The sequence below is a fragment of the Rhodopirellula sp. SH410 genome (assembly GCF_055811895.1).
This window is the reverse complement of the sequence record NZ_CM147949.1, coordinates 279,268-303,913: the sequence shown is the minus strand read 5'-3', so window position 1 is coordinate 303,913 and position 24,646 is coordinate 279,268. Positions and strand designations below refer to the sequence as shown.

Sequence of the window (24,646 nt, the reverse complement as noted above, 5' to 3'; positions counted from 1 at the left end):
GGGGAACTCGCTGTCGAGCTGACAAGCGTGACGCGGTGGTCGACGCGCGGTCGACGCGCGGGCTCTACCCCTCGACATTCCACCCGGCCTCTGCCGACTCGCCATCTTTCCTGGGCGATGCTATCCTCTTATCCTGCCTAATCGGACTAACCACGCAGGCCGCGAGAACTAGGAATCCCAGACGATGACGGATCAACTCCGACGGAAACTCCAATCCCACGCAAAAGCAACCGCGAAGCGGCGGCGCAGCCGGGAGAGCCGCGACTACCGTCGCCGCCTCCATTTGGAACCGCTCGAAAACAGGCGGTTACTGGCCGCGGGCACGGACCTCGCAAATCTCTCGGGTTTGGTTTTCGTCGATGTCAGTGGCGATGGATTCACAGCGGGCGAACAAGTCGCTGGCGCGTCGGTGACATTGTACCTCGATGATGGTGATGGTCAATTTGAGCCCGATGCGGGCGATAGCGAAGTAGCCACTGCCACGACCGACACCGATGGCCAGTATACGTTCGCGCGGCTGACGGCGGGGCAGTATTTCGTGCTGCAGCCCGCTCAAGACGTGGACGGCGAATCTCTTCAGCGAACCGTCTCGCCAGCGGTCACGATCACGACTGAGCAGGTTGCCGGGCGATTGATTCGCACGATCGATGGGTTCGATGGCGAAACCCAAACCGTCTCGGATGATTTACAAGATGGGATCGCGGTCACGTCGACGGCGGCGGCCCCCGAAGCGATCGGCGGCTCGCGAGATCTGTTGGTCAACAAGACCAGCGACATTGGCTCGATCAGCTTGGTCGTCAATGACCCCGCTTCCCCGGACCTGCTCCAGGTCCGCTCGGATGGGTTTGGTGGCGGGCAACGCGCGGTGATTTGGGACGGGGCCGGCGATGATCCCGCGGTGGTGGACGACGACGGTCTCGGCTCGGTCGACTTGACCAGCGGCGGGGACGCCGCCGGGATGCGACTCGTCATCGGTGCCGATCTGCCCGCTGGGTCTGCCGTCGTACGGATTTACACGAATGATGGAGACAGTGACACGCTGACCCTGGTCAGTACCGCGACGCTGAGTATCCCGCAGACGACGACGCAGCCGACCTCGGTCGAGTTCCTGCCTTTCAGCCAGTTTTCGGTCGCGCCGGGTGCGAGTGGCCCCGCCGACTTGACGAACGTCGGTGCGATCGAGTTCGAGGTCATTGCGGACCCCAACTATGACGCGCTCGCTGATTTGATTGGCACGATCGGCCCCAATGTGATCCCGGTTGCTGACTTCGATAATTTCACACCGATCGATCTGAACCTATCGAAGGAGTTGGTGACGACGGATCCCAACGTCAACTCGCCGGTCACCTTCCGCTTAACGCTTGTTAACGAAGGCGACAACACAGCCACCAATGTGGTCGTGACCGATCTGCTGCCCGCCGGGATCACGTACAGCGCGGACCAACCTTCGGCGGGTTCTTCGTTTGTTTCCGATACGGGGCTATGGACGATCCCGAGCTTGGCGGCGGGCGCGACGGCCACGCTCGACCTGACTGGGCTATTGACCAGCAACACGCCACAAACCAACACCGCTCAGGTAACCGCTGCCGACCAATTTGATACCGATAGCACGCCGAACAATTCCGATCCTGACGAAGACGATCAAGCATCTGCAGTCGTCGCGGCGGCGCAGATCAACCTCGCACTCGACAAGACCGTCTCAGAATCGCGACCGAATGTCGGTGATCCAATCTCCTATACTCTGACGCTGACCAATTCGGGGGCCGACGACGCCACGAACATCGTCGTTCAGGACACGCTGCCCACCGGTTTGACGATCTCGTCGAACGACCCTGCCTCCGGTTCGTTCGACGCGAGCACTGCGCAGTGGACCATCCCCTCGCTCGCCGCCGGTCAATCCACAACACTGACCCTGAGCTCGACGGTCACCGCGGCAGGCAGCTACACAAATGTCGCGGAAGTCGTTGCGGTCGATCAGTTTGACACCAACAGTACCCCCAATAACAACGATCCCGACGAAGACGATCAAGATCAGGTCACCTTCCAGACCCAGATCGCTGATCTTTCGCTCGACAAGACGATCGTGGGGCAGGTCTCCAGCATTGGTGACAACGTGACCTTCGCGATCACGGTCAACAACGCGGGTCCCGATCCCGCCACCAACGTCAGTGTTCAAGACCTGCTGCCGGCGGGGCTAACGTTTGTTTCGGACACGCCTACCGCAGGCGAGTACGATCCGGTCAGCGGAATCTGGACGCTGACGAACGTGCCGGTGGGGACGCCCGTCACGCTCAATTTGGTCGCCGCGGTGACCACGATGGGCACAAAAACCAACACGGCTGAAATCATCGCGTCCGATCAATCCGATCCCAACAGCACGCCCGGCAATGGGTCCGCAGGGGCCGCGGGCGAGGAAGATGACATTGATTCGGTGATGCTCACCCCCGTCACGATCGATCTGGAACTGAGTAAAACCACGACGTCGGAACGCCCCGTTCCCGGTCAAGTCTTCACGTACGACTTGGTCGTTACCAACACCAGCACCGACGATGCGACGGGCGTGAGGGTCACCGATGTGATCCCCGACGGACTGATTTATCAGTCCGCAACCGTGGACGAAGACTACTCCGACGACACGGGCGTGTGGAACGTTGGCACGGTGCCTGCAGGTGAGACACGTACGATCGCGATCAACGTGATGCTCGATCCATCCCGCACGGACCTGCTTGCCCCGATCAGCAACACCGCCGAGATCACGGCCGCCAACGAATTTGATACCGATAGCACGCCGGGCAATCATGACCCCAGCGAAGACGACCAGTCGAGCGTCTCCGTCACGCCGGCAAATGCAGATTTGTCACTCACGAAAACGATTGAGAATCCGCTTGCCAACGTCGGTGAAGATCTCACGTTCACGATTACGGCAACGAATTCAGGTCCCGATTCATCCGGAGCTTTCGTCGTCTCGGACCCGCTTCCCGACGGTGCGACCTTTGTCGATGCGACCGCCGATGGCGGCACCTACGACCCGATAACGCAGCGTTGGACGGTGGACAACCTCGACAGCACCGAAACGGCCACACTGACCCTTGTGCTCCGTGCCACCTCGAGCGGCGCGATCAACAATATTGCCGAAATTGTCGCGGCCACCTTGCCCGATCCCGACAGCACACCCGGCAACGGTGTCGAGGGCGAGGACGATCAAGCGTCAGCGACCGCGCAGGCGGAACAGATCAATCTGTCCTTGACCAAACAGGTCGACAACCCAACACCTCGCGTCGGTGAAATCTTCAGCTACACCATCACGCTCTCCAATAGCGGCCCCGATACGGCGACCAACATCGTGGTCGCCGATACACTGCCGGACCAAATCACGCTGGTTAGCAATTCACCTGCCACCGGAGCGTTCGACACGAGCACCCGCACGTGGACGATCGCTTCACTCGCTGCCGGCGAGTCGACCACGCTGCAGCTCGACGGGCAGATCGATTCCGTCGCGGGGCTCCCTGCCGACGATCCGATCAACACGGGACTGGTCAATACGGCGGAGGTCATGTCGGTCGACCAAACCGATTCCAATAGCACGCCCGGCAACGGTGTCGAGGGTGAAGACGACCAGGACTCGGTGAGTGTGCGAATCCCGATCGCGGATATCTCGGTGGAGAAAACCACGCTCACGCCGTCACCTAATATCGGCGAGACGGCGAGCTTTGAAATTGTCGTCCACAATGCGGGTCCGGATATCGCGACCAATCTCGTTGTCTCTGACATGCTTCCGTCGGGCCTGACGTACAGCTCGGACAGCCCGAGTGACGGCAGCCATGAATACGATCCCGACACCGGGTTATGGACCATTGCGACCCTGGATGTGGGACAAAGTGTTACCCTGCAAATCAATGCCGACGTCACGGCTGCGGGAACCTTCACGAACACCGCCGAACTGATCGCCGTCGATCAAGATGATCCCGATTCGACTGCGAATAATCAGCTGCCCGACGAAGACGACCAATCCAGCTCGTCGCTGTCCACGCCAGTGATTGATCTCTCGTTGCAAAAGACAAGCGCGCCGCTGCGTCCGGCCGTCGGCAGCGAAGTGACCTTCACGCTCGAAGTTCAAAACGACGGCCCCGATGATGCCACCGGCGTCGTCGTTGCCGACAACCTGCCCGATGGTTTCCAGTTCATTTCGTCGAGTCAACCAATCGCCTACTCGCCGACAACGGGCCAGTGGGATGTGGGGGCATTAGCCAGCGGAGAGTCAGCGAGCTTGGAAATTCGTGGCACGGTGATCGCTACAGATCCCTTTGAAAACCTGACCCAAGTCATCGCGGCGGACCAGTTCGATAGTGACAGCACACCGAACAACGGGTTCGACAACGGCGAGGACGACACAGCGAGTGTCACGGTCACTCCCGCTAGCGCCGATTTGTCGCTCACGAAGACGATCGACGATGACACGCCGAATGTCGGCGACGACGTCACGTTTACACTGACGGTTCAAAACGATGGACCCGATGCTGCGAGCGGCATCGCCGTGCTCGACACCCTACCGCCCGGCTTGACGAACATTCGCGCCGAAACAGAAACGGGTGCGTACGACTCTGACGACCAAACATGGCGCATTGATGAATTGGCCGCCGGTGGCACCGCCACGCTGACGCTCACCGCCACGGTGGACCGTGACGCCAACGACAGCCCGACAGCGATCACGCGGACCAACTACGCCGAGATCGTTGCAAGCTCCCAGTTCGACCCCGACAGCACTCCGGGCAACGGCAGCGATGATGAGGACGACGACGCCTCGGTGTCGTTTATCCCGCAATTAATCGATCTCGCATTGACCAAGACCAGTGACACCGAGCTCGCCAACGTGGGTGATACGGTCGAGTACCGCGTCACCGTTAGCAACGATGGCCCCACCGACGCGACCGGCGTCGTCGTGTCCGATCCATTGCCCGCCGGCCTCTCTTTCGTTTCGGCGACACCGTCCGATGGTGGAACGTACAACCCGCAATCGGGAACATGGTCGATCCCCCAAATCCCCGCTGGTGAAACCCGCGAGCTGATGCTGTGGGGGACAGTCACTCCAGACCCCAGCAACGTCGATGCGATCCTGGCCGATGGCATCATCAATATCGCTGAGGTTGTCGCTGCCGACCAACCGGACCGCGACAGCACCCCCGGCAACGGTCCCGGCGAAGATGACTATCAATCCGTCACCGTCGCGATCGCACAGGCCAACCTGTCGCTGACCAAGACCGTCGACAACGCCACCCCAGACCAGAACGAAATCATCACGTTTCTCGTCACAGTCAACAACTCCGGTCCCGATGCCGCCACCAACATCGTCGTCAACGACGCTCTGCCCGTTGGTTTAGCCGACGTACAGATCACCGCCCTGACCGGCGATTTCGACGCCTCCACGAATCACTGGACGATCAGCCAACTCGACTCCGGCAGTTCCGCCGTGCTGCAAATCCGCGCCCGTGTGGCGACGCCGAACATCGTGACCAACGTCGCCGAGATCATCGCCGCTGATCAACTCGATCCGAACAGCACGCCCGGCAACGGCGACCCGAGTGAAGACGACATGGCGAGCGCCCAGGTCACCCCGCGAGTGATCGACCTCAGCGTCTCGGCATCGGCAATCCCCGAGGTAATCGAACTCGGTGACACCGTGCAGCTCACCGTCACCGTGCACAACGGATCCACAGCGTCCGCGCCGCTCTCGATATCACCGCTGGCCGCCGCTGCGGGTCAAGAAATCTCCGACGCCACGGGCGTGGTGATCGGAGTGACGATTCCCGAGGGCCTGACGCTGCTCGATGCGTCCCCAGCGGGCGTCTATGACGCAGCGACACAGCAATGGCAAGTCGGCACGATCACCCCCGACACCAGCCAACAGCTCACGCTGACGTTCCGCGTTGACACCCAAACGGTGAAAACGTTCGACGTGGAAGTGCTCGAAACCAACGAGTTCGATATCGATAGCACCTCAGGGAACCACGATCCCGACGAAGACGATCAAACGAGCGTCACGATCCGGCCCCCGGCCACGCTATCCAAACGCCTGTTCCTGGCCCGCTAGTGTTTTCTCACAGTGGAATCGTAGGGTAGTGGATTTTGTTAAAAATCCTGCAGCCCTGGACTGCCGATCCCCTACGTGAGATTTGCGATCAGCCGCCTGCGGCAGGCGACAGCGGCTGACGACTGCGGACGACATCGTGGCCGGCCCATGGGATTTCACAAGCGATCTCTCGGGGCTAAACTGATGTTCTCCGTCAACGATCAAAATGAACACTCAAGAAAACGCATGTCTGAGACAGAACAAGACCTTCTGGAGCGACTCGGCGGGCCAGCCGCGGTGGCCGCTCTCGTCAAGGAGTTATACGACCGCGTGTTAGCGGATCCCGAGTTGGCACCGTTCTTCGAACACACGTCGATGGAGCGGTTGCAGACAATGCAGTACGAGTTTTTGGTGGCGGCTTTGGATGGGCCGGTATCCTACTCCGGCGCTGAGCTGACAGCGGTTCACAAAGGACGCGGGATCACGGGCCAGCACTTCGCGAAATTCTGCGGTCACTTTGCCGACGCGCTCGAAGCCAAAGGCGTCGCGAACGCTGATGTTCACCTGGTTTTGTCACGGCTCTCCATGGCCAAGGACAAAGTCGTAGGAACCACGAACACGGACGGTTGAGTTCGCGAGGCAAAGTTCTGGATTGATCAGGTTCTGGACACTTGACGCCCACTCGGGCCTCCGTCCTCGTTCTGATGATGTCGGTGTGTTTGTTCAGTGGTCTGCTGGCCCTCCGTAAACGGGTCCGGGCAGGGCCTGTGAATCTGTTTTAGATCGCATCTCACGACGAGCGGAGGAAGTGGCGAAGCGTTTGCGCCGTTCCCTGATCGCATCGATCTTGGCAATATCGCACTGCTGCCGCTCGGCCCATGGATCTTTGTCCTCGAACAAAGAATGGGTCGCTATGACTTTTGAGAATAGCTTATCATGGGGGCAACTTGACTGTGCCTCGTGTGTGAGGCCAGTGTTTTGCACGACCGCTTTTGACTTTCCAGAGAGCTGACACCGATGTCATACGATCAATCAAATCCGTATTCCGTTCACAGCGTGAATCAGGCTGTCGACGTGGGACTTGGGCTCGACGAGGCCCGGGTAGGTTTTATCCGTCGGACTTACGCACACTTGACTGTCGCGATTCTGGGTCTGATCGCGATCGAAACGGTCCTGTTTTCCGTTGTTCCCGCTGCCACCATGGAGGCGATGGTGGCCCGGATGATGGGTGGGATGGGATGGCTGTTGGTGCTCGGCGCGTTCATGGCCGTGTCCTGGGTCGCGCGGACGTGGGCCAATAGCGATACGTCGAAACCGATGCAGTACTTGGGACTGAGCCTGTATGTGGTCGCCCAAGCGGTGATCTTGCTGCCGATGCTCTATCTTTGCATCCGTGTCCTCGGTGACCCCAGCTTGCCGATCAAGGCCGGCGCGATCACCGCAACCTGCTTCCTGGGATTGACCGCATTTGTGTTCCTCACCGGTGCCGACTTGTCGAGCTGGGGCAAGTACTTGGCGATTGCGGGATTTGTCGCGATGGGCGTGATTGTCGTGGGAATCTTGTTCGGGTTCTCGCTGGGGCTGTTCTTCAGCGCCGCGATGGTCGCACTGGCGTCGGGTTACATTCTCTACGATACATCCAACATCATCCATCAGTACCGCACCGACCAGTACGTGGCCGCATCGCTGGCACTTTTCGCATCCGTCGTACTGCTGTTCTGGTACGTGCTGCGAATTTTGATGAGTTTTTCCAGCAACGATTGATCCGCAAAATCATGTAAAAGGGAGTTCCACTTTGACCGCCGAAAAATCACTGGCTCACGATACCGCGGCCGACGACCAGCACTGGCAAGGTGATTGGGAACTGTGGAACGGGTTTGCGATCGCCATGAGCCCAAGCCCGTTCGGGCGTCATCAGACGATAGCGACCCGCTTGGCATAGGCGTTCAGCTCGGGGATCGAGAAACAAAATTACATTGCCGAAGCGATTGCCGAACTCGATTGGGTTGTCAACGAGTGCACAGTGGTCAGACCGGATCTCGTGATTGTCTGCGGGGCTTTAGGAACGCGGGATCAATAACTGGCGTAGTGGATCTTGTCAAAGATCCATCCAGAACAGGATCTTTAACAAGATCCACTACGGTAAACCCGTCACTTATTGTTCATGGTATCCTTACCGCTCCGGCACTTGCAATCACCGCCCGGACTGATCGCCGAAGTGTTATCAGAATCAACCCGGCAAAACGATCTGCACTCTAAGCGAGAGTTGTATGAATCCGAAGGTGTTGCGATTTACATGGTGATTGATCCCGACTCATCTGAAGTCACTCATCATCGACTCACCGGCGGTCGCTACGAGAGCAGCTGCCATCGCGAATTCGTAGAAGCAAGCATCTGCGATGATTGCGGCTCATTCGACGGAAACGTATTTTGGAGGTTACCGAGGGGCTTACTGAGTGACACCGCACCTTTCACTCGCAATTGTCTCGCCGTAGTGAATACCAGCCGTGCAGAGGATGCGAACCAATGGCATCGCTTCGCAGAGTCGGGCGACTAACTTCGCTTGGTGCTCGGGTGACCTGCGGTAGAACCGGTTATTGATTTCGATCTCAATCCCGCAGTACGCGTTGTCCGGAAAGATCCGTCGGAGGTAGGTCGTGAGGCCATCATCAGTTCCCGCGTAGGGTTCGTTACAGCGCAGTCGATGCCGCTGGGGAGCAGGTAACTCGGATTCAAAATTTGCCGCCCAGCTTTGGCAGTACTCTGCCTCGAGCGATCGTTGCGGATCGAACAGCAAACCGATCTCCAGTGGTCGCCACTGACCTCGAATCCGCGGTGTGAAGGAATGTACGGATAGGTGAATCGCGACTTCGTTATTGGCGACGACCCGTTCGCTGAGACGCTCGACCGCCCGCCGATGCGGCTCATAAAACTCTCGCAAAATCTCATCTTGGGTGGACTGCGATAGGCCTGACGTGAACTTCGACCATAGGCTCGGGTTGTCGGCCGAACGATTCAAGTCCACCAACAATCGCGTCGTCGTTGCAACGACGGGCTCGCTATCGAGCAGGTCACGGGCGATTAGATAGTTAGCGATCTGCTGCGTTGCAGCTAAGGCCCCGGGGTCGTAGCCGCGATGACTGTTCCGCCAAGCCTTGGCGCCAGGTGAATCGAACAAACACGCATACTGCTGCGGGACATCGTTACCACCATGTTCACAGGAGAGTACAAACCGAAACGGGCGTGGTGGGCTCACGATTGAAACGGTTCCCAAACTTCCAAGCAATCCGCCAACTGTGAATAGACATCGTGAATGTCTTCACGCGTGAACGTGGGGCCGAGCGCACGAGTGATTCGCGTCGCCAGCGTTCCATGTTGTTGAATGATTTCCAGGGGAGCAAAGAGTCCATCCAAGACACTGTCGCTACGGCGCAGGCGAGAGAGCAGGATCTGCCAAACGTCTCCCGCCGTGCTCGATGGCGATTCGATGCCCAACGCTCGGAGATAAACGCGATCGTCGATGGTTGCGTTTTCAGCAGCGATACAGACCCGATCGAAACTCTTGCGGAGCAGGGCGGTCGTGATGGATTTCTGCGACTCGAACGAGGAGCATTTCTCCGCAACCAACTCTTTCAGCAGTGCGATCACGGCGGCGCAGATGGCCACGTCCGCGCCAGGATACTCCTGCACATCCATCACGCGAATCTCAATCGAGCCACGATCGAATCTCGCGATCGCCCCTCGGGCATTCAGGAATTCGACATCGAACACGCCATCGGGATCGAGTGGCTGAATATCTCGCTGGATCGGCGCAAATATTTCGCGTCGATAGGATGCTTCATCAAACACCTGTTCGGGGATCAAGTCGCCCGTCAGCGAAGGCACCGCACGGCAGTGGGCAGCGTAGTGCTGCAACCGCGAGTCGAGGCTTCCCGTCAAGGAACCATCGACCACCGGCGAGCTCGCCGCCAGGCCAGGCAGGATCGGCAAGACCAATCGAACTGCCGCATGCAAGCGAGCGAACTCGTTTTCGCTCGCAAAGGGCAGGTTGAGGTGCACACTTTGCACGTTCGACCAACCGTGGGTTTGGCAATCGAACACTCGATCAAATGCTTGATAAATCTCCCGGTTGTCGTGCTGCCACAGGACCGTTTGCGTCCGTGGGTTCATCCACGGGTGCATGCCCGTGGGTAGCAAGCGGACGCCGGATGAGCGCAGGATTGGCCGTAGGTTCTTGATCGCCGACTCGAAACGCGACGACAATCCGCGGAGGTTTGCCGTCGGCTCGCTGACCTTGAGTTCGATCACATGGGCAGCGAGTTCATTGGACCACGTGACGTCGCCCAAGGAGACGTCGCTACAGGCACCCACGGCGACCGGCAGCGGATCAGCTGGGCCGGCGTGCCCCGCAGACGTCGCCGACGCCAACGCGGACGTCGACGACAACTGTGCGAGCACTTCATCGGCGACCGGGCGCACGTCGAGCGATTCCAGATCGACGAGCATGTATTCGAGCTCGATGCCAAAGGCCGCGAACATTTTGATTTTCTCGAGAGTCATCAGTTCATCCGCCTTGTTTGTTTGCTTCGATACGTCGCACGAAAGACTCCATGATGCGGCGGTAGAGTTCATCCCGCAGAATCGCATCTTCGACGCCCGCATCGATATTGGGGTTGTCGTTGACCTCGATTACAAAAAAATTCCCATCGACTTCCTTGAGATCGACGCCATAGAGACCATTGCCGATCAGATTGGCAGCTTTGACTGCCAAGGCGACAACTTTGCGTGGTGCGGTTTCAACGGGGAATGTTTCTGCCTTGCCAAACTTCGGTGGTGATCCTTGCACGGCGGCATCGTGTTTGGCAATCTGCCAGTGACCGCGAGCCATGTGATATTTGCAAGCAAAGATTGCTCGTTGATCCAAGACGCCAATTCTCCAATCGAAATCGGTCCGCATGTATTGCTGTGCGATCACGAGTTCGGAATCGGCAAAGAATTCGGCAAGTTTGGCGGCGAGTTCCTGCTCGTCGTTGGCTTTCACGACACCTTTTGAGAACGCACTATCAGGCCGTTTCAAAACGCAGGGAAAGGTCAGTTGGGACGCGATCGTTTCGGCATTGCGTCGGTGAACGACAAACGTCTCGGGGGTGGGCAACTTGGCGCGGGTGAGTAACTCGGCCAAGTAGACTTTGTTGGAACATCGCAAAATCGACAGCGGGTCATCCATCACGATCATGCCCGCCGATTCCGCCCGTCTGGCCATGCGGTAGGTGTGATGATTCACGGCGGTGGTTTCGCGCAAAAAGAGTGCGTCAAACTCCAGCAATCGACCGGCGTCTTGGCGAGTGATCAGCTCGGCGGAGATCCCGACACTGGCAGCCGCTTTGACCATTTTCTTCAGCGCCGCACCACTCGATGGAGCGAGATCCCCCTCCTCGGGATTATGCAAAATCGCCATGTCGTACCGCATCGACTTGGGTTTGGGGCGATTCGTAGCGCGGCTGGCGAAGTGTTTGCGAGCCGACTCGGCGACGAAACTACGGTGATTCTCGGGAACCGCATTGAGCGAGATCGCCGACGCTCGGCGGAGCCTCCATTTGCTTCGCCGGGTGAACTTGAACCGCAATAGCGGGGCTTGAAATACCCCGTATAACTCCTTCGATAATCGGTCGTACTTCTTAGCCAAATTCGCCCCAAAGTAGACACTTAGCACGAACTCGTCGCCCGTCAAGTTCTTCAGCGACGAAGCGATCAGCTCCTCCAAGGCCTGCGGGATGATTCGTACCGCAGCCGTGCCATGCAAATCTTGGATCGATTGCACGTCAGGAATCGGACGGTGCCCGCGGGCTTCGGCCAATAGCGATACGTAGTAGCCGATACTCTGGTAGGAGTACGAACGAGACAGGTTATACACCCGCGTCCCACGGCGGAGATTTGGATCCGGTGAGGCCAAATAGTCTCGCGGATCGACGGTCTCGACGCCGTCAAAATTTCCCAACCAATCATCGCCAGATTCGGCGACCAGGATTGCGTTCATTCAGTAGGGTACCATTGCCAGCAAATAGCCTATCCGGAAAGGGGTCTGACCCTCTCCGGTGAGGCCGTGAAATCAATGAAGTCGATTCGCCTCCACAGGGTCAGACCCCTTTGCGGATAGGATTCTAAAAATCCGACCGCGGAACGATCGTCATGATATTGGCGTCGTACGTCACAATGCCAAGCAGAATGGCGGACGTCAATCGGGAGAGCGGCGCGGCGTACTTGTTCGTCGGCGCCATCGGGTTGGGGTGCAGCGGGTCGGCGATCAAAACCGCCGAGGTCGACGGATCGTAGCCATGCAGCACGACAAAGTGTCCTGATGGGTCGCCTTGGATATCGTCGGCATGGATCTCGACGCGGTTTTCATCGATCTCCTCGGTCCGCTCACGCTGCTCGTGATACAGATACGTGGCGCTGAGCCCACACAAAATCGGGATCCCCCGAACCAGCGTGTCGACGATCAACTTTTCATCGAGTGGTTGCATGCGGATGCGGCCACCCAACTTCAGGAACTGGAGGTATGCCTCGGTGGCGTTGAACAACCGCGCTTGATCCACGTCGGATCGCATTCGCTTGGCTGCCCACTGCGCCTGCAATTTCTCGGTCATCACGTCACGCGATAACATTTCGCCATCCGCGTCAAACCAGGTTGGATCGAACAACTGCAGGTTGTAGGTGACCATTTCAACGTCATACCCTCGCGTCAACGCGTCGCAGGCCAAGTGCACCGCCAACGTCCCGCCGCTTTCGAGTTCGCCGATGGCCGCAATCAACTGCCCCAGATCAACGTCCGCGCCCCAATAGTCATAGACCGCCGCCAAACACGTCGGCCCGCAACTCGTGTTGGTCGGTTGAGTTTGAATCTCAAGTTCGAGGGAATGCTTCATTCACCTGGTCTTCCAATGGGGGCGCCGATGAAAATACCACCATGGCGGGTAGCAAGGTTAGATTCGCAATCGCTGAAAGAGTCAAGGTCGCGGCAACAAGCAGCCCGAAAGTGGCCGTCGGCACGAATGGACTCGTCACCAAAACCGCGAAACCGACCACCAACGCCAAACTCGCCAGTAAAATAGGGGCCCCTAAATCAGCCGCTGACTGCGTGGCTGCCACCTCAGGGGTGTGGCCCTCGAACCGACGGCGTTGATAGCCGCTGAGAAAGTGAATCGAGCCATCGATCGACAAACCGATCGAAACGGCACCAATCATCGCCGATCCCAAATCGAGCTGCCCACCGAACCATCCCATGCAGGACAACACCGCCAGGATGGGAAGTGCGTTGACGATCAGTGAAACGATCGTCAATCGCCAATTCGCGGTGACGACGAGGAGCAACAGCCCCACCGCCGCCAGCGCGAGTGTGAGGGCCGTCCACTGATCACGCACCAGACTGGCGACCAGGTGCGACATCAACACCGAGTACCCCGTCACGACGCCCTGGCCAGCAACGCCGGCCTGATTGTCACCGGTCGGCACCGCAAGCGTTTCATTGGCGCCCGAGGGGGGGGCTGTCGCCGCCTCGACGGTGCGTTTCACCGCGGCCATTAATGCGGTTTTCTCGCGACCGGACAGCGACTCGTCGCTCCGTAGCATGACTCGCATGCGGCGCGGCCGCGCCGGCTCATTGACTGCCGGAAAGGATAACAACGCTTCGGCAAACGCGGGAATCGCCGCTCGCATCCCCGCCAAGCGAACCTCCGGAGGCGCAAACGATAGCATCGTGACCTGCGCGGCGACGGCGTCGGCATCCGCCAGACTGAGCACCTTCCGCAATCGCACGCCGCCAGCGTGCCGGGCCCCATCGTCGTCTGGCGGGATCTCGATCGCCCGCAGCTCCTCTTCCAAATCACGCACGCTCTGCAGATACTCAGGCGTGATGCGTGCGGGGGCGGGCAGGGTAACATCCCAAACTCCAGCCCCCCCCAAACGATCTTCCACCCGTTCGTAGGCACCAACGATGGGGCTGGAGGGACGGAAATTATCGAGGAAGCTGGAATTTGTCTCCAACCCCATCACGTAGTACGTCGAGGCGATCAGGAAGACGAGCGATGTCAGCGTCAGCGACCTGCGCCATCGCACGCTGCCGCGAGCGAGCCATAGCAGGAGCCGATGCAGCGGCGACGCATCCACGCCCGTTTCAGTGGAGCGCCGCGGGCCCTTGCGTGCACCAACGCTCAACCATCCCGGTAGACTCAGTATCGAGGGGGTGAACAGCACGAGCGACATTAAGACACAGCATGCAGCGGTCGCGGTCATGGCACCAAACTCGGCAACCGGCCGGACGTGTGAGATCATCAGTGAGGCAAATCCAGCCGCGTCGGTAAAGCAGGTGCAGGCAATCGGTATCGCCAGCGCTCCGATCACCCTCGTCAGCGACACGGCCGGTGCTCGATCGCGGGCTGCCATGGAGCGTTCGACCATCGATTTGGACAGCGATTTCCCTCTCGTCCCCAAGTGCATGATGGCAGCGACCACGATCACGGAAATCAGGGCCAGCAAAATGGTCGACACGAGCGACAACTCAACGCCGCCCAAGACCATCAACGCTCGCGTTGCGACGGTCGACCAGGCAATGCAAATCGCCGACAGTGCGACCACTCGCAAGTCTCGTACGGTGAGCAGGATGACGAGACACAAAAGCCCAATCGTACCGATGGCCAGTCGCCGTCCATCGGCCAGAATTAAATCGAAGGCATCCTCCAATAGCACCGGCTCACCCACCAGCAGGGCCGCCGACGAGGGCGGCATTTCAGCGGCGAGCCGGCGAAGTTGAGCGATCGTTTCGCTCACTCGGCTGGGCTCGGCCAGCGTATCGCCGCGCAGCATCACGACGATAGATGCGGTCGTTTCATCGGGACTGTGCGTGTAGCCGGCAAAGAGCTCTCGAAACTGCGTGGCGACCGGGTCATCACGACGAAAAAGTGGCTCCGATGGCTGCTCGGACCTTGCCTCGCCGAAAAACGATGACGCTAAGGATGGTCGCAAATAATGAAACGCATCGACGAGTTTGGCGATCGACAGAACACCCTCGACGCCGTCGATCGACTCGACTCGCTCAGTCCACTGGCGACTACGAGCCAGCCCTGCGGCGGTCATCAATTCCTCATCGTCGTAAACCCACATCACGACCAAATTGCCACCGAACCGTGACTGCATCCGTTGGTAATCCAAGATCGCTGGATCCTCCGGCGAGAACATCGCCGAGAGCGAACGATTCATCGTCAAACCGGACTGCAGGTACGCCAGCGGTATAAAACAGAGGCAACCGATCACCATCAACGACCACCGCCAGGCGGCGAGGCGTGTGGCAAATGAATCCGCCGATCGGGCCAGCAGAGCAGGGCGGTTTCGCGAGGTCGGTACAAAAAAACGTGGCATTGGCTTCCAACCTGTGTTGATGGACCATCATGGGATGGAAGTCTGGCACCTACCCACAGAACCGGATCCCCTATCGGACAAGCCGACAGGGAACCGACAATCGGTTCATCGTCTCTCTAATCTGAAAACGTGGTTTCCCCGGTGACAAGCACACGGGGAGGGGGAACGGATTGACGGTGAAGCGACAACTCGAAGCCTAGGCCACGTCTGTATCGGGATCCACCTCAGGGGGCTGGGGCAACATGGCAGCAGGCGGAAAAAAGATGGATTGGACGACCAGCATGATCGCGCCAACGACTAGCAATGAGTCCGCGATATTGAAGTTGGGCCATTTCCACGCGTCCGAAGCTTGCCACAGGATCCAGTCCCGGACGCCACTCTTCCACTCGTCCGGATACCCCGATTGCCACCATAACCCCAAACGATCATAGAGATTTCCGAAGATCCCACCGGTGACGCAGCCCAATGCAAACGTCAGCCATGCGGATTCGGCGGCTTTGAAAAGGAACAGCCAGAGCAGAATCCCCACCAGCGCGACCACGGAAATGCCGGCAAACATCATCCCTTTGCCAGCCCCAATGCCGAAGACGGCACCAATGTTCACGGCCGTTTCAATGCCGAAATAACCTTCGATCACCCAGTACACATCGCGTTGCCCGGGCAGTCCGCGCCAAGCGAAGATCGCCTCTTTGGTCCATAGATCCAGCCCCGCACCGATCACCGCGAGGCAGCCAAACATCAGATAACGCGACCGGGGGACGATGACAGAAGGGGGGGGCGGGTTGGCTTGCATGGGACGCGTGAAGAGGATGCCGAGAGCGGTAGGGGTGGGGCGAGGGACGAAGAATACACTTCTGCGGCCATTCTGTGAACAAGAAAAGAGGAATGGCGAGCCTACGCTCTCAACTCTTCGGTACAATCGATGGCTAGGATTACGGAAGCCCCCCCTGCTAAGCATCGCGTGAACAACAAGTGACGAATTCTGGATCATCCGACGGAAGCGTGCGCCGGAGGTTTGGGAGGCATGTCTCAAGTATCCAATGATTTATTTGTGGGATGGGATGGACAGCGTTAGACTGCTTGCCGGGAAATTAGACGGGGGCTGCCGGGAAAATCGGAGCGAAGCTCTGCAGAGGTGCGGGCTTGGCAAGGGATCTCCCGGTCGATGGTACGCCAATGGTCTTGCCAGTCCCTGCCGAACATTCGTTCATCAGGGACGCTTCTTTGAAAACATATTGGATACTGGAGCGATGCCTTCAAAAAACCTTCCACTGGACTCTAACGCACCCTTCCGTCGGATGAGCCCGAATTCTCCCGTATCCACCGTCGCCAGACGGTGGGCCCCACGCTCTGGGGAGCGTAGCGACATCAGTTTGTCTTCACGCGATGCTAAGTCCATGGGGTGAGCCGAGACGAGCAAGCGACCAGTTGCCGTGCGATCCCCGATCGTCTGGCGGCATTCGGCTCACGATTGCGACGCTAAATTGATTGCATCGACAGCGTTAGCCGGCACGCCACTATTTCCATTTCTTGAGTTTTGTGATTTCTATGAGCCAGTTCAGGCGGTTTTCCTCCCGCGACCTACAATCCTCATTCTCTTTCATGCAGGCAAACCGCCATTGCCCGTCGCGGTTACTCGTCGCGGGAGTTTTCGCGACGGTCCTGTTGCTCGCGACCATGACTGCGCAAGCGGAAACGCAAGCGGAAACGCAAGCGGACGGCGAAACCGAGGTCCACGCCCCACGGCCGAACATCCTGTGGATCATGTCCGAGGACAATTCCAAACACTACCTGAAACATTTCGATGAATCCGGAGTCGCCACGCCGGCGATCGAGTCCATGGCGGCGCATGGCGTCACATTCGATCGCGCCTTCTCCAACGCACCGGTATGCTCGGTCGCCCGGACGACGTTGATCATGGGGTGCTACGCCCCTCGCATCGGCGGCCAGTATCACCGCGCGATCCAGCGTGTGTCGCTGCCGCCGGAGATGGAGATGTTCCCCGTTTACCTGCGTGAGGCCGGCTACTACACGACCAACAACAGCAAAACCGATTACAACGTGCTGCCCAACGAACAGCCTTGGGACGCATCGAGCAAAAAAGCCTCGTGGCAAAACCGGCCCGATCCTGAGACGCCGTTTTTCCATGTCCAGACGCATACGCAGTCGCATGAAAGCAGCCTGCACTTTGATCGCCAGGCGATGGATACGCCCACCGAGTTCTCGCAAGACGAGGTGCATGTGCCGCCCTATCTTCCCGATACCAAATTGACTCGCTTCACCGCTGCTTACTACCGCGACCGGATCAGCAAGATCGACGAAATGGTTGGCAAGACGCTCGCCGACCTGAAAGCGGCGGGGCAACTCGAGAACACGTTCGTGTTTTACTTTGGCGATCACGGGGGCGTGTTGCCGCGATCCAAGGGATACGTGTTTGAATCCGGCCTGCACGTACCGCTCGTTGTGCGTGTTCCCGAAAAATATCAAGACCGGATCGATCGCGATCTCGGCTCACGCACGCGCGGGTTCGTATCGTTTATCGACTTTGCCCCGACCGTACTGAGCCTCGCCGGTGTCGACATCCCCGGGGGACTCGATGGCGAAGCGTTTCTCGGCAGTGATGTGTCGGCTGCTGAAGTCGACGCACGCGACACCACGTTTAGCAATGCTGATCGCATGGACGAAAAGTATGATCTCGTGCGGGCGGTTCGAGTGGGCGATTGGAAGTACATCCGCTACTTCGAAGCTCAGTATCCCAATTCGCTCAACAACGAATACCGCTACAACATGCTCGCCTATCAACAGTGGCGAGATCGTTCGCAGACCCCCTCGACACCACCGGAACAATTAGCCTTCTTTCAGTCACGCCCCGTCGAAGCCCTCTTTGACTTGTCCGACGATCCAGACGAAATCAACAATCTGGCGACCGTTGAGGCTCACGGGGGAAAGCTGACTCAGATGCGGCGTCTGCTGAGTGAACATCTCAAAGACACCCATGACCTCAGCTTCATTCCTGAATCGGTGTTTCTTCGCGACGGCTCACGCAACCCGGTCAAATATGGCGATGAGCAGGCCGCCGCGATCACCCTGTACATTGACACCGTTAACATCGCGCTGCAGCCTTGGAACCGTGCCACGACACAGTTAATCACCAGCATGAACTCAGGCGACCCCTGGATTCGGTATTGGGCCTTTGACGCCGCCAGTTCGATGGCGGCATCCGATGCCGCCGCACGGACGGCCGCGGCGAACGACGCGACCTTGGTGCAACTCGCTGAGCGGGCCACGCTCGATCCACAACCGCTGGTCGCGGCGCGGGCCGCTGAATTCCTTGCCGTCATCGGAGCCACCGATCCACGAGACCTTCTCGCCCGCTGCATCAAACGCAGCCGTAGCGAAGCCGAGGTCTTGCAGATTCTCAATATTGCAGCCTTCATTCACGCCGACGGGCGGGGCGACTTCCCCATCGACCCCGACGTCTTCGAGTTCCCCTTTCGCGTTAGCCCCAAGGGTGAAACGGCCAGACGATTGCGTTATTTCAACGAGACCAAGCCCGCCGAGACGTCGACGCAGTGAAATCTCGGCTCCTCCGATGGCAGCGTCCTTTTTGATAGGATGTGCTTCGATTCTCTTTGTTCCCCGACATAGCTATGAGACGTTTTGTGAAATTGACTGCGAAGCCGTTCCGTCATGGCACCCTGCAGATGTCTGCTGTCATGGCGTTGCTGATGATCGGGCTTGCGATCATGCCCTCTGCCTGCCCCGGCCAGGGATTGTTCAGTTCCGCTCCCGTGTCGGGTGTGGCCGAGTTTTTGCCACCGCCGCGGAGTGTCCAACAACAAATTCGTGAGGCCAAAGAGGCTCTCGAGCAAGAGCGATACGGTGACGCGGTGGTGCGATTGGGCGACCTATCGCGACGTCTGGCCAAGGATACCTTACCCGAGACCGCCCAGGATTATTTCCTCAATCTCTCGTCACGGGACGCGGGTCGCGAGCCCGGTTCCCGTCGAACCGACGACGACCTCACCGACGAGGGCAAGGATGAAGACGAGGTCGACGATGATGGCGGTGCGATCTCGGTCTTGCGGTTGGTGCGTGAAATGATTGGGCGATTGCCCAAACCTGCGATGGAAGTCTACGAACTTCGCTATGGGCCGTTAGCGGCCAAAATTCTCAGCGAGGCACAGCCCACGCGTGACTGGAATCGGGTGGAACAGGTACGGCGAGAGTTTTTTCATACCGCGGCGGGCTACCAGGCCACCTCTTTATTGGCCACGCGAGAGTGGCTGCTCGGTAACCCGCTCGCCGTCTCCCTCTTGCTCGATGATGTGGTGTCTCTGCCCCGAGCGATCGAGCAGCTCGGTGACGAGATGATATGGATGCACGCGGGTGCCTGTCTGTTGGCGGGCCGGCCGCTGCAACGCCCCATTGAACTCCCCGCCGATTTTGTCGCCACGGAGACCGACGATCCGCAGGCTGCCGCCGCGGTGACCGCGGAATGGGAATCCGCTGTTCGTGCGCGGTACTCTGACATGGCGTTCACGATTGATCCGCCTGCGGAAAACTATCCCTATTTAGGTGGACGTCCCAACCGCAGTGGATTTTCAGAGGGTGAGATGCCGCTGAGCAATCCGCGCTGGATGCTCGAAACGTCGGGCAGCCCACGCCAGGAACGCATGATCGAGGCAGAGACGGCGCGGCTGAAGTCGAGCGGTCAATTGCCACCGCCATCGTGGATGCCGCTCCGCGTCGGTGACCAATTACTCATGCGGACGACGCAGCGGCTCATTGGTGCTGACTACCGCACGGGCAAACGGGTCTGGCAGTACCCCTGGTTCGACCCTCCGGAAGACCTTGCCGCGTCGGACAATGAAGGCGACAGCGACTTGCGTGAGGAAGAAGATCCCAAAGACATTTTGATGCAGCGGGTTTGGAACGATGTTCCTTATGGCCAAGTAGCCAGTGACGGCCAGCGTGCGTTCATGATCAACGACCTCGGCCCCATTGAGACCGAACGCTTCAATCCTTTTGGGATGCGTGCGACGAGAGCCGTCGAAGCCAGCAAGAACACCCTCGTGGCATTGGATTTAGCCACCGAAGGCAAGTTGCTATGGCGACTCGGCTCCTCCGAAACCACGCCTTCCCCGTTCTCCGAAGCCTTCTTCCTCGGACCGCCGCTGCCCGTTCGTGGGCTCCTCTACGTCATGGCCGAAATGGCCGGTGAGATTGTCCTGGTCTGCTTGGAGCCACGCGACGGTAGCGAAGTGTGGCGGCAGGTGCTCGTGTCCGTCGAAGCGAGTGGGATCACGACCGATCCCGTCCGACGCGTCGCTGGCGCGACGCCCACCTATCACGAAGGATTGTTGATCTGCCCTACCGGCGCGGGCATTACCGTGGCTGTCGATCTTGTTGATCGGACGCTGCGTTGGGCCAACGAACATGCTCGCAACCGCGAGTTCACCCAAAATGCGTTTCGCCAACCCGTCGACCTGCCGATGAGCCAACTGAGTCAACGCTGGATGACGTCGATCGCGATCGGTCACGGCACGAGCATCGCGTTAACGCCGGTGGAGTCTGATCGCATGATCGTGGCCGATGCCGTCACGGGGATCGATCGTTTCCGTCCCCAACCACGGGGTAAGAATTTGTATTTGGCCGGAATTCGGAACAATCAATACCTGATCGTTCGTGCCGATCGCGTGATGGCGTTCGACTTAGAGTCCGGCAACGAAATCTGGGGGACTGCGGTTGACCTGATGAGTCCTGGCCAACGTGTGTCCGGTCGCGGCGTGTTCGGCCCCGCGAGCTACTTCCTGCCCACCACCAACGACGAGTTGATTGAAATCGGCCTGGAGTCAGGCCGAGTTCTCTCACGCCGTCAAACGCGATTCCCGCTAGGCAACCTGGTTGCGATCGATGGCGAAGTGATTTCGCAAGGGACCTCGACACTCGCGGTCGCCTATGGAGAAGATTCCCTACGGCCCAACATCGACCGTCTCTTGGCTGCCGATCCGGATGACTTTTTCGCGACCATTCGCAAAGCTGAATTGTTATTGGAAGACAATCAGCGTGACGCCGCCCTCGAACTTCTCGCCAAAGCACGCTCGATTGACCCCGAAAACATCGATGCCATCGCGCTGTCGGTCGAAGCGATGCTCGGCAGCCTACGTGAGCAACAGGACATCTCCGCCGCAGATCTGGAGATATTGCAACAGTTAATCGATCGGCCCGAGGAACACGCTGAACTGCTCGTGCTACAGATCGAGCGTCTTCTCAAGCCGCTCAATTCGGAACCGCCGCCCAGCAAAGTTTCTCAGTCGGACTTCAGTGAAGCCCTTGATCTGCTGCTCGAGCTATCGATGCTGACGACCGAGCGACCGAGTTTGGTCAGCCAGGACGCAGCCCTGTTTTCGAATCCAACGCGCCAATTCACCCTGGATGCTTGGCTGACCGCACGGGTTGCTGAGGTGGCAATCGCTGCGGAGGACGACACATTGGCTCAGTTCGACGAGCGACTGCGACAACAGGTGCAAACTCGCATCCATCCCAACCACATGACTATGAGCCGGATTGTCGAACACTTTGCTCCGCTCGGGCGCGCCGTGGACGATTTCCAGTTCAGTGTGGTCGAGCAGTCTCAGCAGCAGGGTGATTCCCTGGAAACCGAGCGCATGGTCTGGGGCACGCGACTCGCGACAGACGCCGCCCTGGCGGACCTTGAAACATCGAGTTTGCTAACGCTGGCACAGATGTACAGCACGACCGCTTGGGGCGAAGACCGTCGCTACGTCGGTCAAATCCTGCAGCAACGAATCCAGGAACCAAACGCCGCACCGGAGGAGATCAAGCAGATCGCCAGTGTCCTGGATGAATTTCAAGTTCGCGGTGCGGTCCGATCTGGCCCTGCGTCCTGGCCTCGCGGGCACGTTGAATTGCAGTGGGAATCCACACGATTACCGCAGACGCAGGCACTGATCTCGGACCGACGATACGCCAGAACGACACGCTTAATGGGCCGACAAACATTGGGCTGGCAAGCGATCAGTGACAATAATCCTTTGTCCCTGTTGGACCAGGATGGGATCACTCGTCCGATCACCGTGGAAGGGCTGACCAACCGCAATTCGAGTGATAAAGAGGTCACCTTGAGCGGTGGCTTGATGCTCGTGTTGACACCTTCGGAATTAATCGCCATCGATCTGTTTCGACTGCTCTCGCCGGGAGCCGATGATCCGGTGCGTTGGCGGCAAAGCCTGCGTCCGGATGGCCAATCCGTTGCCAAACGGCGTAGCGAAACGTCTAAGTTTGGTGATCAGATCTACCGCTACGTTTCCAATTCGCCTACTGCCAACGCGGACGATGCGCAGCTGCGTCTTGGCCCCGTACTCGGCGATCGATTGTTTCTGCTGCAAGGGCGTGAATTGATTTGCTACCACGCCGTCACCGGCAAACAGATCTGGCGCACCCAAACCGGTATCTCTGGCAGCGGGGTAGTGGCCGGCGGCGGCCGTGTCGCCGTGCTAAGTGAGCGAGCTGACGAAGTCGCCTACTTTGATTGGTATGACGGTCGAGAAATAGAAACCCAACCGCTCGAGGTCGATTCCGTGATCGCCACGGCCGGACGACACGTATTGATGTTAAAAAAACACGACGAAGAGCAGGAGGGCGATCGCGATCTTCATGATCCCTATCTGCTCGAAATCGTTGACGGCGTCTCACGCGAACGTGTGCGAAGCCGCGTCGCCTCGCCTGTTAATTTGACGGACGACATTCGATCGGCCGCTTACGGCGAGTTGGTCAACGGGCGTTACATGACACTGCTCGACGACGAAGGGCACGCGACCATTTGGGACGTTCTGTCGGGCGCGTCTCTCGCCGATCTGACGATTCCCGTGCGGCCGCGATTGTCAGGCCTATCTGTCGTGCAGGTCGACCAACGATTCCTGTTGATGCCCCGCTGCGAACTGCCCCCGCCCCCAGACGTCGAAGGCAACATCATCACCATCCCCAGCGGCATGTCCGTCCAAGACGTGACGAGCGTGCACTGCATCAATGTGCCTGACGAAGCACCCGACGACGAAGCCGAATCGGAGGCCCAGCTGGCCTGGTCGGAAACCTTTGACCAGTCCCGAGGCGTGACGACCTACCAGCCTTGGTTGACGCCGATGCTGATGCTTGCCCGGCGTCAAACGTACGTCGATAACGCCGCGACGAGACGACACGAACTCGATATCTGGGCACTTGATATCGAAAGTGGAAAGACACTCAATGAGTTGCTGGGCAAAAACATTGGCAGCCGCAACGTGCGCATCGAAACGCAAGTGCGTTTGTTACCACAACGCAACCAAATTTTCGCCACGATTCAAAGTCAACTGCTGACCTACACGTTCTCAGCTCAGAAGCCCGATGAGGCGGAAGCGAACGAAGCGGAAGCGAACGAAGCCGAGGCAAGCGAAACGCCATGACACCTCCATCGGCGTTGGGGATCTTCGGTGGTTCCTTTGATCCGGTGCACCTCGGGCATTTGTGGATCGCAGAAGCGGCGCTCGAACAGTTGCCTGTCGATCACGTTCGGTGGATCCCCGCTGCGACGAGTCCGTTGAAACAGTCCGGCCCGGTGGCCGGTGATTCGCAACGTCTGACGATGCTGCGTCTCGCCTTGTCCGGCCAGTCCGGACACCTCATCGACACTCACGAGCTCGATCGTGACGGCGTCAGCTACACCGTCGACACTCTGGAGTACCTGCGGCAAGCGTTTCCTGATCGGCGTCTGTTTTTGATCGTTGGCGCTGATTCTTTGGCGAGTTTTGCACAGTGGAAGGAACCGCAACGACTGCTGCAGCAATGCACCCTGGCGGTTGTCCGACGCGGTGGCATGCTCCCGCCCAACTACGACATCCTCAATGAATTCGCCTCCTTGGAGAAGGTCGATGAATGTCGCCACGCGGAAATCACCATGCCACAAATCGAAATCAGCAGCAGTGGCTTGCGCCAGCGAGTGCATGATGCGAGATCGATCCGCTTCCGCGTCCCCCATGCGGTCGCCGCATTCATTGACAACGAAAACCTCTATCACGAACACTAAGCAACGCGGGATCAATAACTGGCGTAGCGGATCTTGTTAAAGATCCATCCAGAACAGGATGGGTGCGATCCACGTAATGC

Annotated in this window: 14 protein-coding genes; 8 read left to right on the top strand and 6 right to left on the bottom strand. The window is 58.8% G+C overall.

Annotated elements, in window-relative coordinates:
• Positions 1-184 precede the first annotated feature (184 nt).
• The 5 genes from SH410x_RS01030 (at position 185) to SH410x_RS01010 (ending at position 8,624) form a co-directional block, all read left to right on the top strand.
• Complete coding sequence (locus SH410x_RS01030) at positions 185-6,088, top strand: DUF11 domain-containing protein (RefSeq protein ID WP_473673860.1); 5,904 nt, start codon at positions 185-187, stop codon at positions 6,086-6,088.
• A 225-nt stretch (positions 6,089-6,313) separates the two neighbouring features.
• Positions 6,314-6,697 (top strand): group I truncated hemoglobin, encoded by a 384-nt coding sequence (locus tag SH410x_RS01025; RefSeq protein WP_473673858.1) that lies wholly within the window; start codon positions 6,314-6,316, stop codon positions 6,695-6,697.
• A gap of 387 nt (positions 6,698-7,084) precedes the next feature.
• The gene (locus SH410x_RS01020; RefSeq protein WP_473673856.1) at positions 7,085-7,831 is read left to right on the top strand and encodes a Bax inhibitor-1/YccA family protein; all 747 of its coding nucleotides are present in this window, start codon (positions 7,085-7,087) and stop codon (positions 7,829-7,831) included.
• Between the two features lie 31 nt (positions 7,832-7,862).
• Positions 7,863-8,009 carry a hypothetical protein gene (locus tag SH410x_RS01015; RefSeq protein ID WP_473673854.1) on the top strand — a complete coding sequence of 49 codons (147 nt, stop codon included), beginning with the start codon at positions 7,863-7,865 and terminating at the stop codon, positions 8,007-8,009.
• 222 nt (positions 8,010-8,231) lie between these two features.
• Positions 8,232-8,624, top strand: a complete 393-nt coding sequence (locus SH410x_RS01010) for a Uma2 family endonuclease (protein WP_473673852.1) — start codon at positions 8,232-8,234, stop codon at positions 8,622-8,624.
• Here the strand turns inward: SH410x_RS01010 and SH410x_RS01005 are convergent.
• From SH410x_RS01005 to SH410x_RS00980, 6 genes are all read right to left on the bottom strand, one after another.
• Positions 8,517-9,323 (bottom strand): N-formylglutamate amidohydrolase, encoded by an 807-nt coding sequence (locus SH410x_RS01005; RefSeq protein WP_473673850.1) that lies wholly within the window; start codon positions 9,321-9,323, stop codon positions 8,517-8,519. The two genes, SH410x_RS01010 and SH410x_RS01005, sit on opposite strands and share 108 nt — an antisense overlap.
• The gene (locus tag SH410x_RS01000) at positions 9,320-10,627 is read right to left on the bottom strand and encodes a carboxylate-amine ligase (RefSeq protein WP_473673849.1); all 1,308 of its coding nucleotides are present in this window, start codon (positions 10,625-10,627) and stop codon (positions 9,320-9,322) included. Before SH410x_RS01000 ends, SH410x_RS01005 begins: the two co-directional genes overlap by 4 nt.
• Positions 10,628-10,631: 4 nt before the next feature.
• Positions 10,632-12,104 carry a RimK family ATP-grasp domain-containing protein gene (locus tag SH410x_RS00995; RefSeq protein WP_473673847.1) on the bottom strand — a complete coding sequence of 491 codons (1,473 nt, stop codon included), beginning with the start codon at positions 12,102-12,104 and terminating at the stop codon, positions 10,632-10,634.
• 124 nt (positions 12,105-12,228) lie between these two features.
• Complete coding sequence (locus SH410x_RS00990) at positions 12,229-12,993, bottom strand: C39 family peptidase (protein ID WP_473673845.1); 765 nt, start codon at positions 12,991-12,993, stop codon at positions 12,229-12,231.
• Positions 12,971-15,481 (bottom strand): efflux RND transporter permease subunit, encoded by a 2,511-nt coding sequence (locus SH410x_RS00985; RefSeq protein ID WP_473673843.1) that lies wholly within the window; start codon positions 15,479-15,481, stop codon positions 12,971-12,973. Before SH410x_RS00985 ends, SH410x_RS00990 begins: the two co-directional genes overlap by 23 nt.
• 196 nt (positions 15,482-15,677) lie before the next feature.
• Positions 15,678-16,220 (bottom strand): signal peptidase II, encoded by a 543-nt coding sequence (locus tag SH410x_RS00980; protein ID WP_473673841.1) that lies wholly within the window; start codon positions 16,218-16,220, stop codon positions 15,678-15,680.
• A gap of 863 nt (positions 16,221-17,083) precedes the next feature.
• On the opposite strand from SH410x_RS00980, the gene SH410x_RS00975 reads away from it, so the two are divergent.
• The 3 genes from SH410x_RS00975 to nadD all read left to right on the top strand — a co-directional run bounded on the left by SH410x_RS00975 (position 17,084) and on the right by nadD (position 24,566).
• On the top strand, positions 17,084-19,057 hold the full coding sequence (locus tag SH410x_RS00975) for a sulfatase family protein (RefSeq protein ID WP_473673839.1): 1,974 nt from the start codon (positions 17,084-17,086) through the stop codon (positions 19,055-19,057).
• Between the two features lie 74 nt (positions 19,058-19,131).
• A complete protein-coding gene (locus SH410x_RS00970; RefSeq protein WP_473673837.1) occupies positions 19,132-23,946 on the top strand; it encodes an outer membrane protein assembly factor BamB family protein in 4,815 nt (1,604 codons plus the stop codon).
• Positions 23,943-24,566: a nicotinate-nucleotide adenylyltransferase gene (gene nadD, locus SH410x_RS00965; RefSeq protein ID WP_473673835.1), complete on the top strand. Its 624-nt coding sequence runs from the start codon at positions 23,943-23,945 to the stop codon at positions 24,564-24,566. Before SH410x_RS00970 ends, nadD begins: the two co-directional genes overlap by 4 nt.
• Positions 24,567-24,646 lie beyond the last annotated feature (80 nt).

Excerpts from the sequence above, each read along its gene's own strand:
- SH410x_RS01030 (WP_473673860.1), top strand. The coding sequence starts at position 185 with ATGACGGATCAACTCCGACGGAAACTCCAATCCCACGCAAAAGCAACC.
- SH410x_RS01025 (WP_473673858.1), top strand. The coding sequence starts at position 6,314 with ATGTCTGAGACAGAACAAGACCTTCTGGAGCGACTCGGCGGGCCAGCC.
- SH410x_RS01020 (WP_473673856.1), top strand. The coding sequence starts at position 7,085 with ATGTCATACGATCAATCAAATCCGTATTCCGTTCACAGCGTGAATCAG.
- SH410x_RS01010 (WP_473673852.1), top strand. The coding sequence starts at position 8,232 with ATGGTATCCTTACCGCTCCGGCACTTGCAATCACCGCCCGGACTGATC.
- SH410x_RS01000 (WP_473673849.1), bottom strand. The coding sequence starts at position 10,627 with ATGACTCTCGAGAAAATCAAAATGTTCGCGGCCTTTGGCATCGAGCTC.
- SH410x_RS00995 (WP_473673847.1), bottom strand. The coding sequence starts at position 12,104 with ATGAACGCAATCCTGGTCGCCGAATCTGGCGATGATTGGTTGGGAAAT.
- SH410x_RS00990 (WP_473673845.1), bottom strand. The coding sequence starts at position 12,993 with ATGAAGCATTCCCTCGAACTTGAGATTCAAACTCAACCGACCAACACG.
- SH410x_RS00985 (WP_473673843.1), bottom strand. The coding sequence starts at position 15,481 with ATGCCACGTTTTTTTGTACCGACCTCGCGAAACCGCCCTGCTCTGCTG.
- SH410x_RS00980 (WP_473673841.1), bottom strand. The coding sequence starts at position 16,220 with ATGTTTGGCTGCCTCGCGGTGATCGGTGCGGGGCTGGATCTATGGACC.
- SH410x_RS00975 (WP_473673839.1), top strand. The coding sequence starts at position 17,084 with ATGCAGGCAAACCGCCATTGCCCGTCGCGGTTACTCGTCGCGGGAGTT.
- SH410x_RS00970 (WP_473673837.1), top strand. The coding sequence starts at position 19,132 with ATGAGACGTTTTGTGAAATTGACTGCGAAGCCGTTCCGTCATGGCACC.
- nadD (WP_473673835.1), top strand. The coding sequence starts at position 23,943 with ATGACACCTCCATCGGCGTTGGGGATCTTCGGTGGTTCCTTTGATCCG.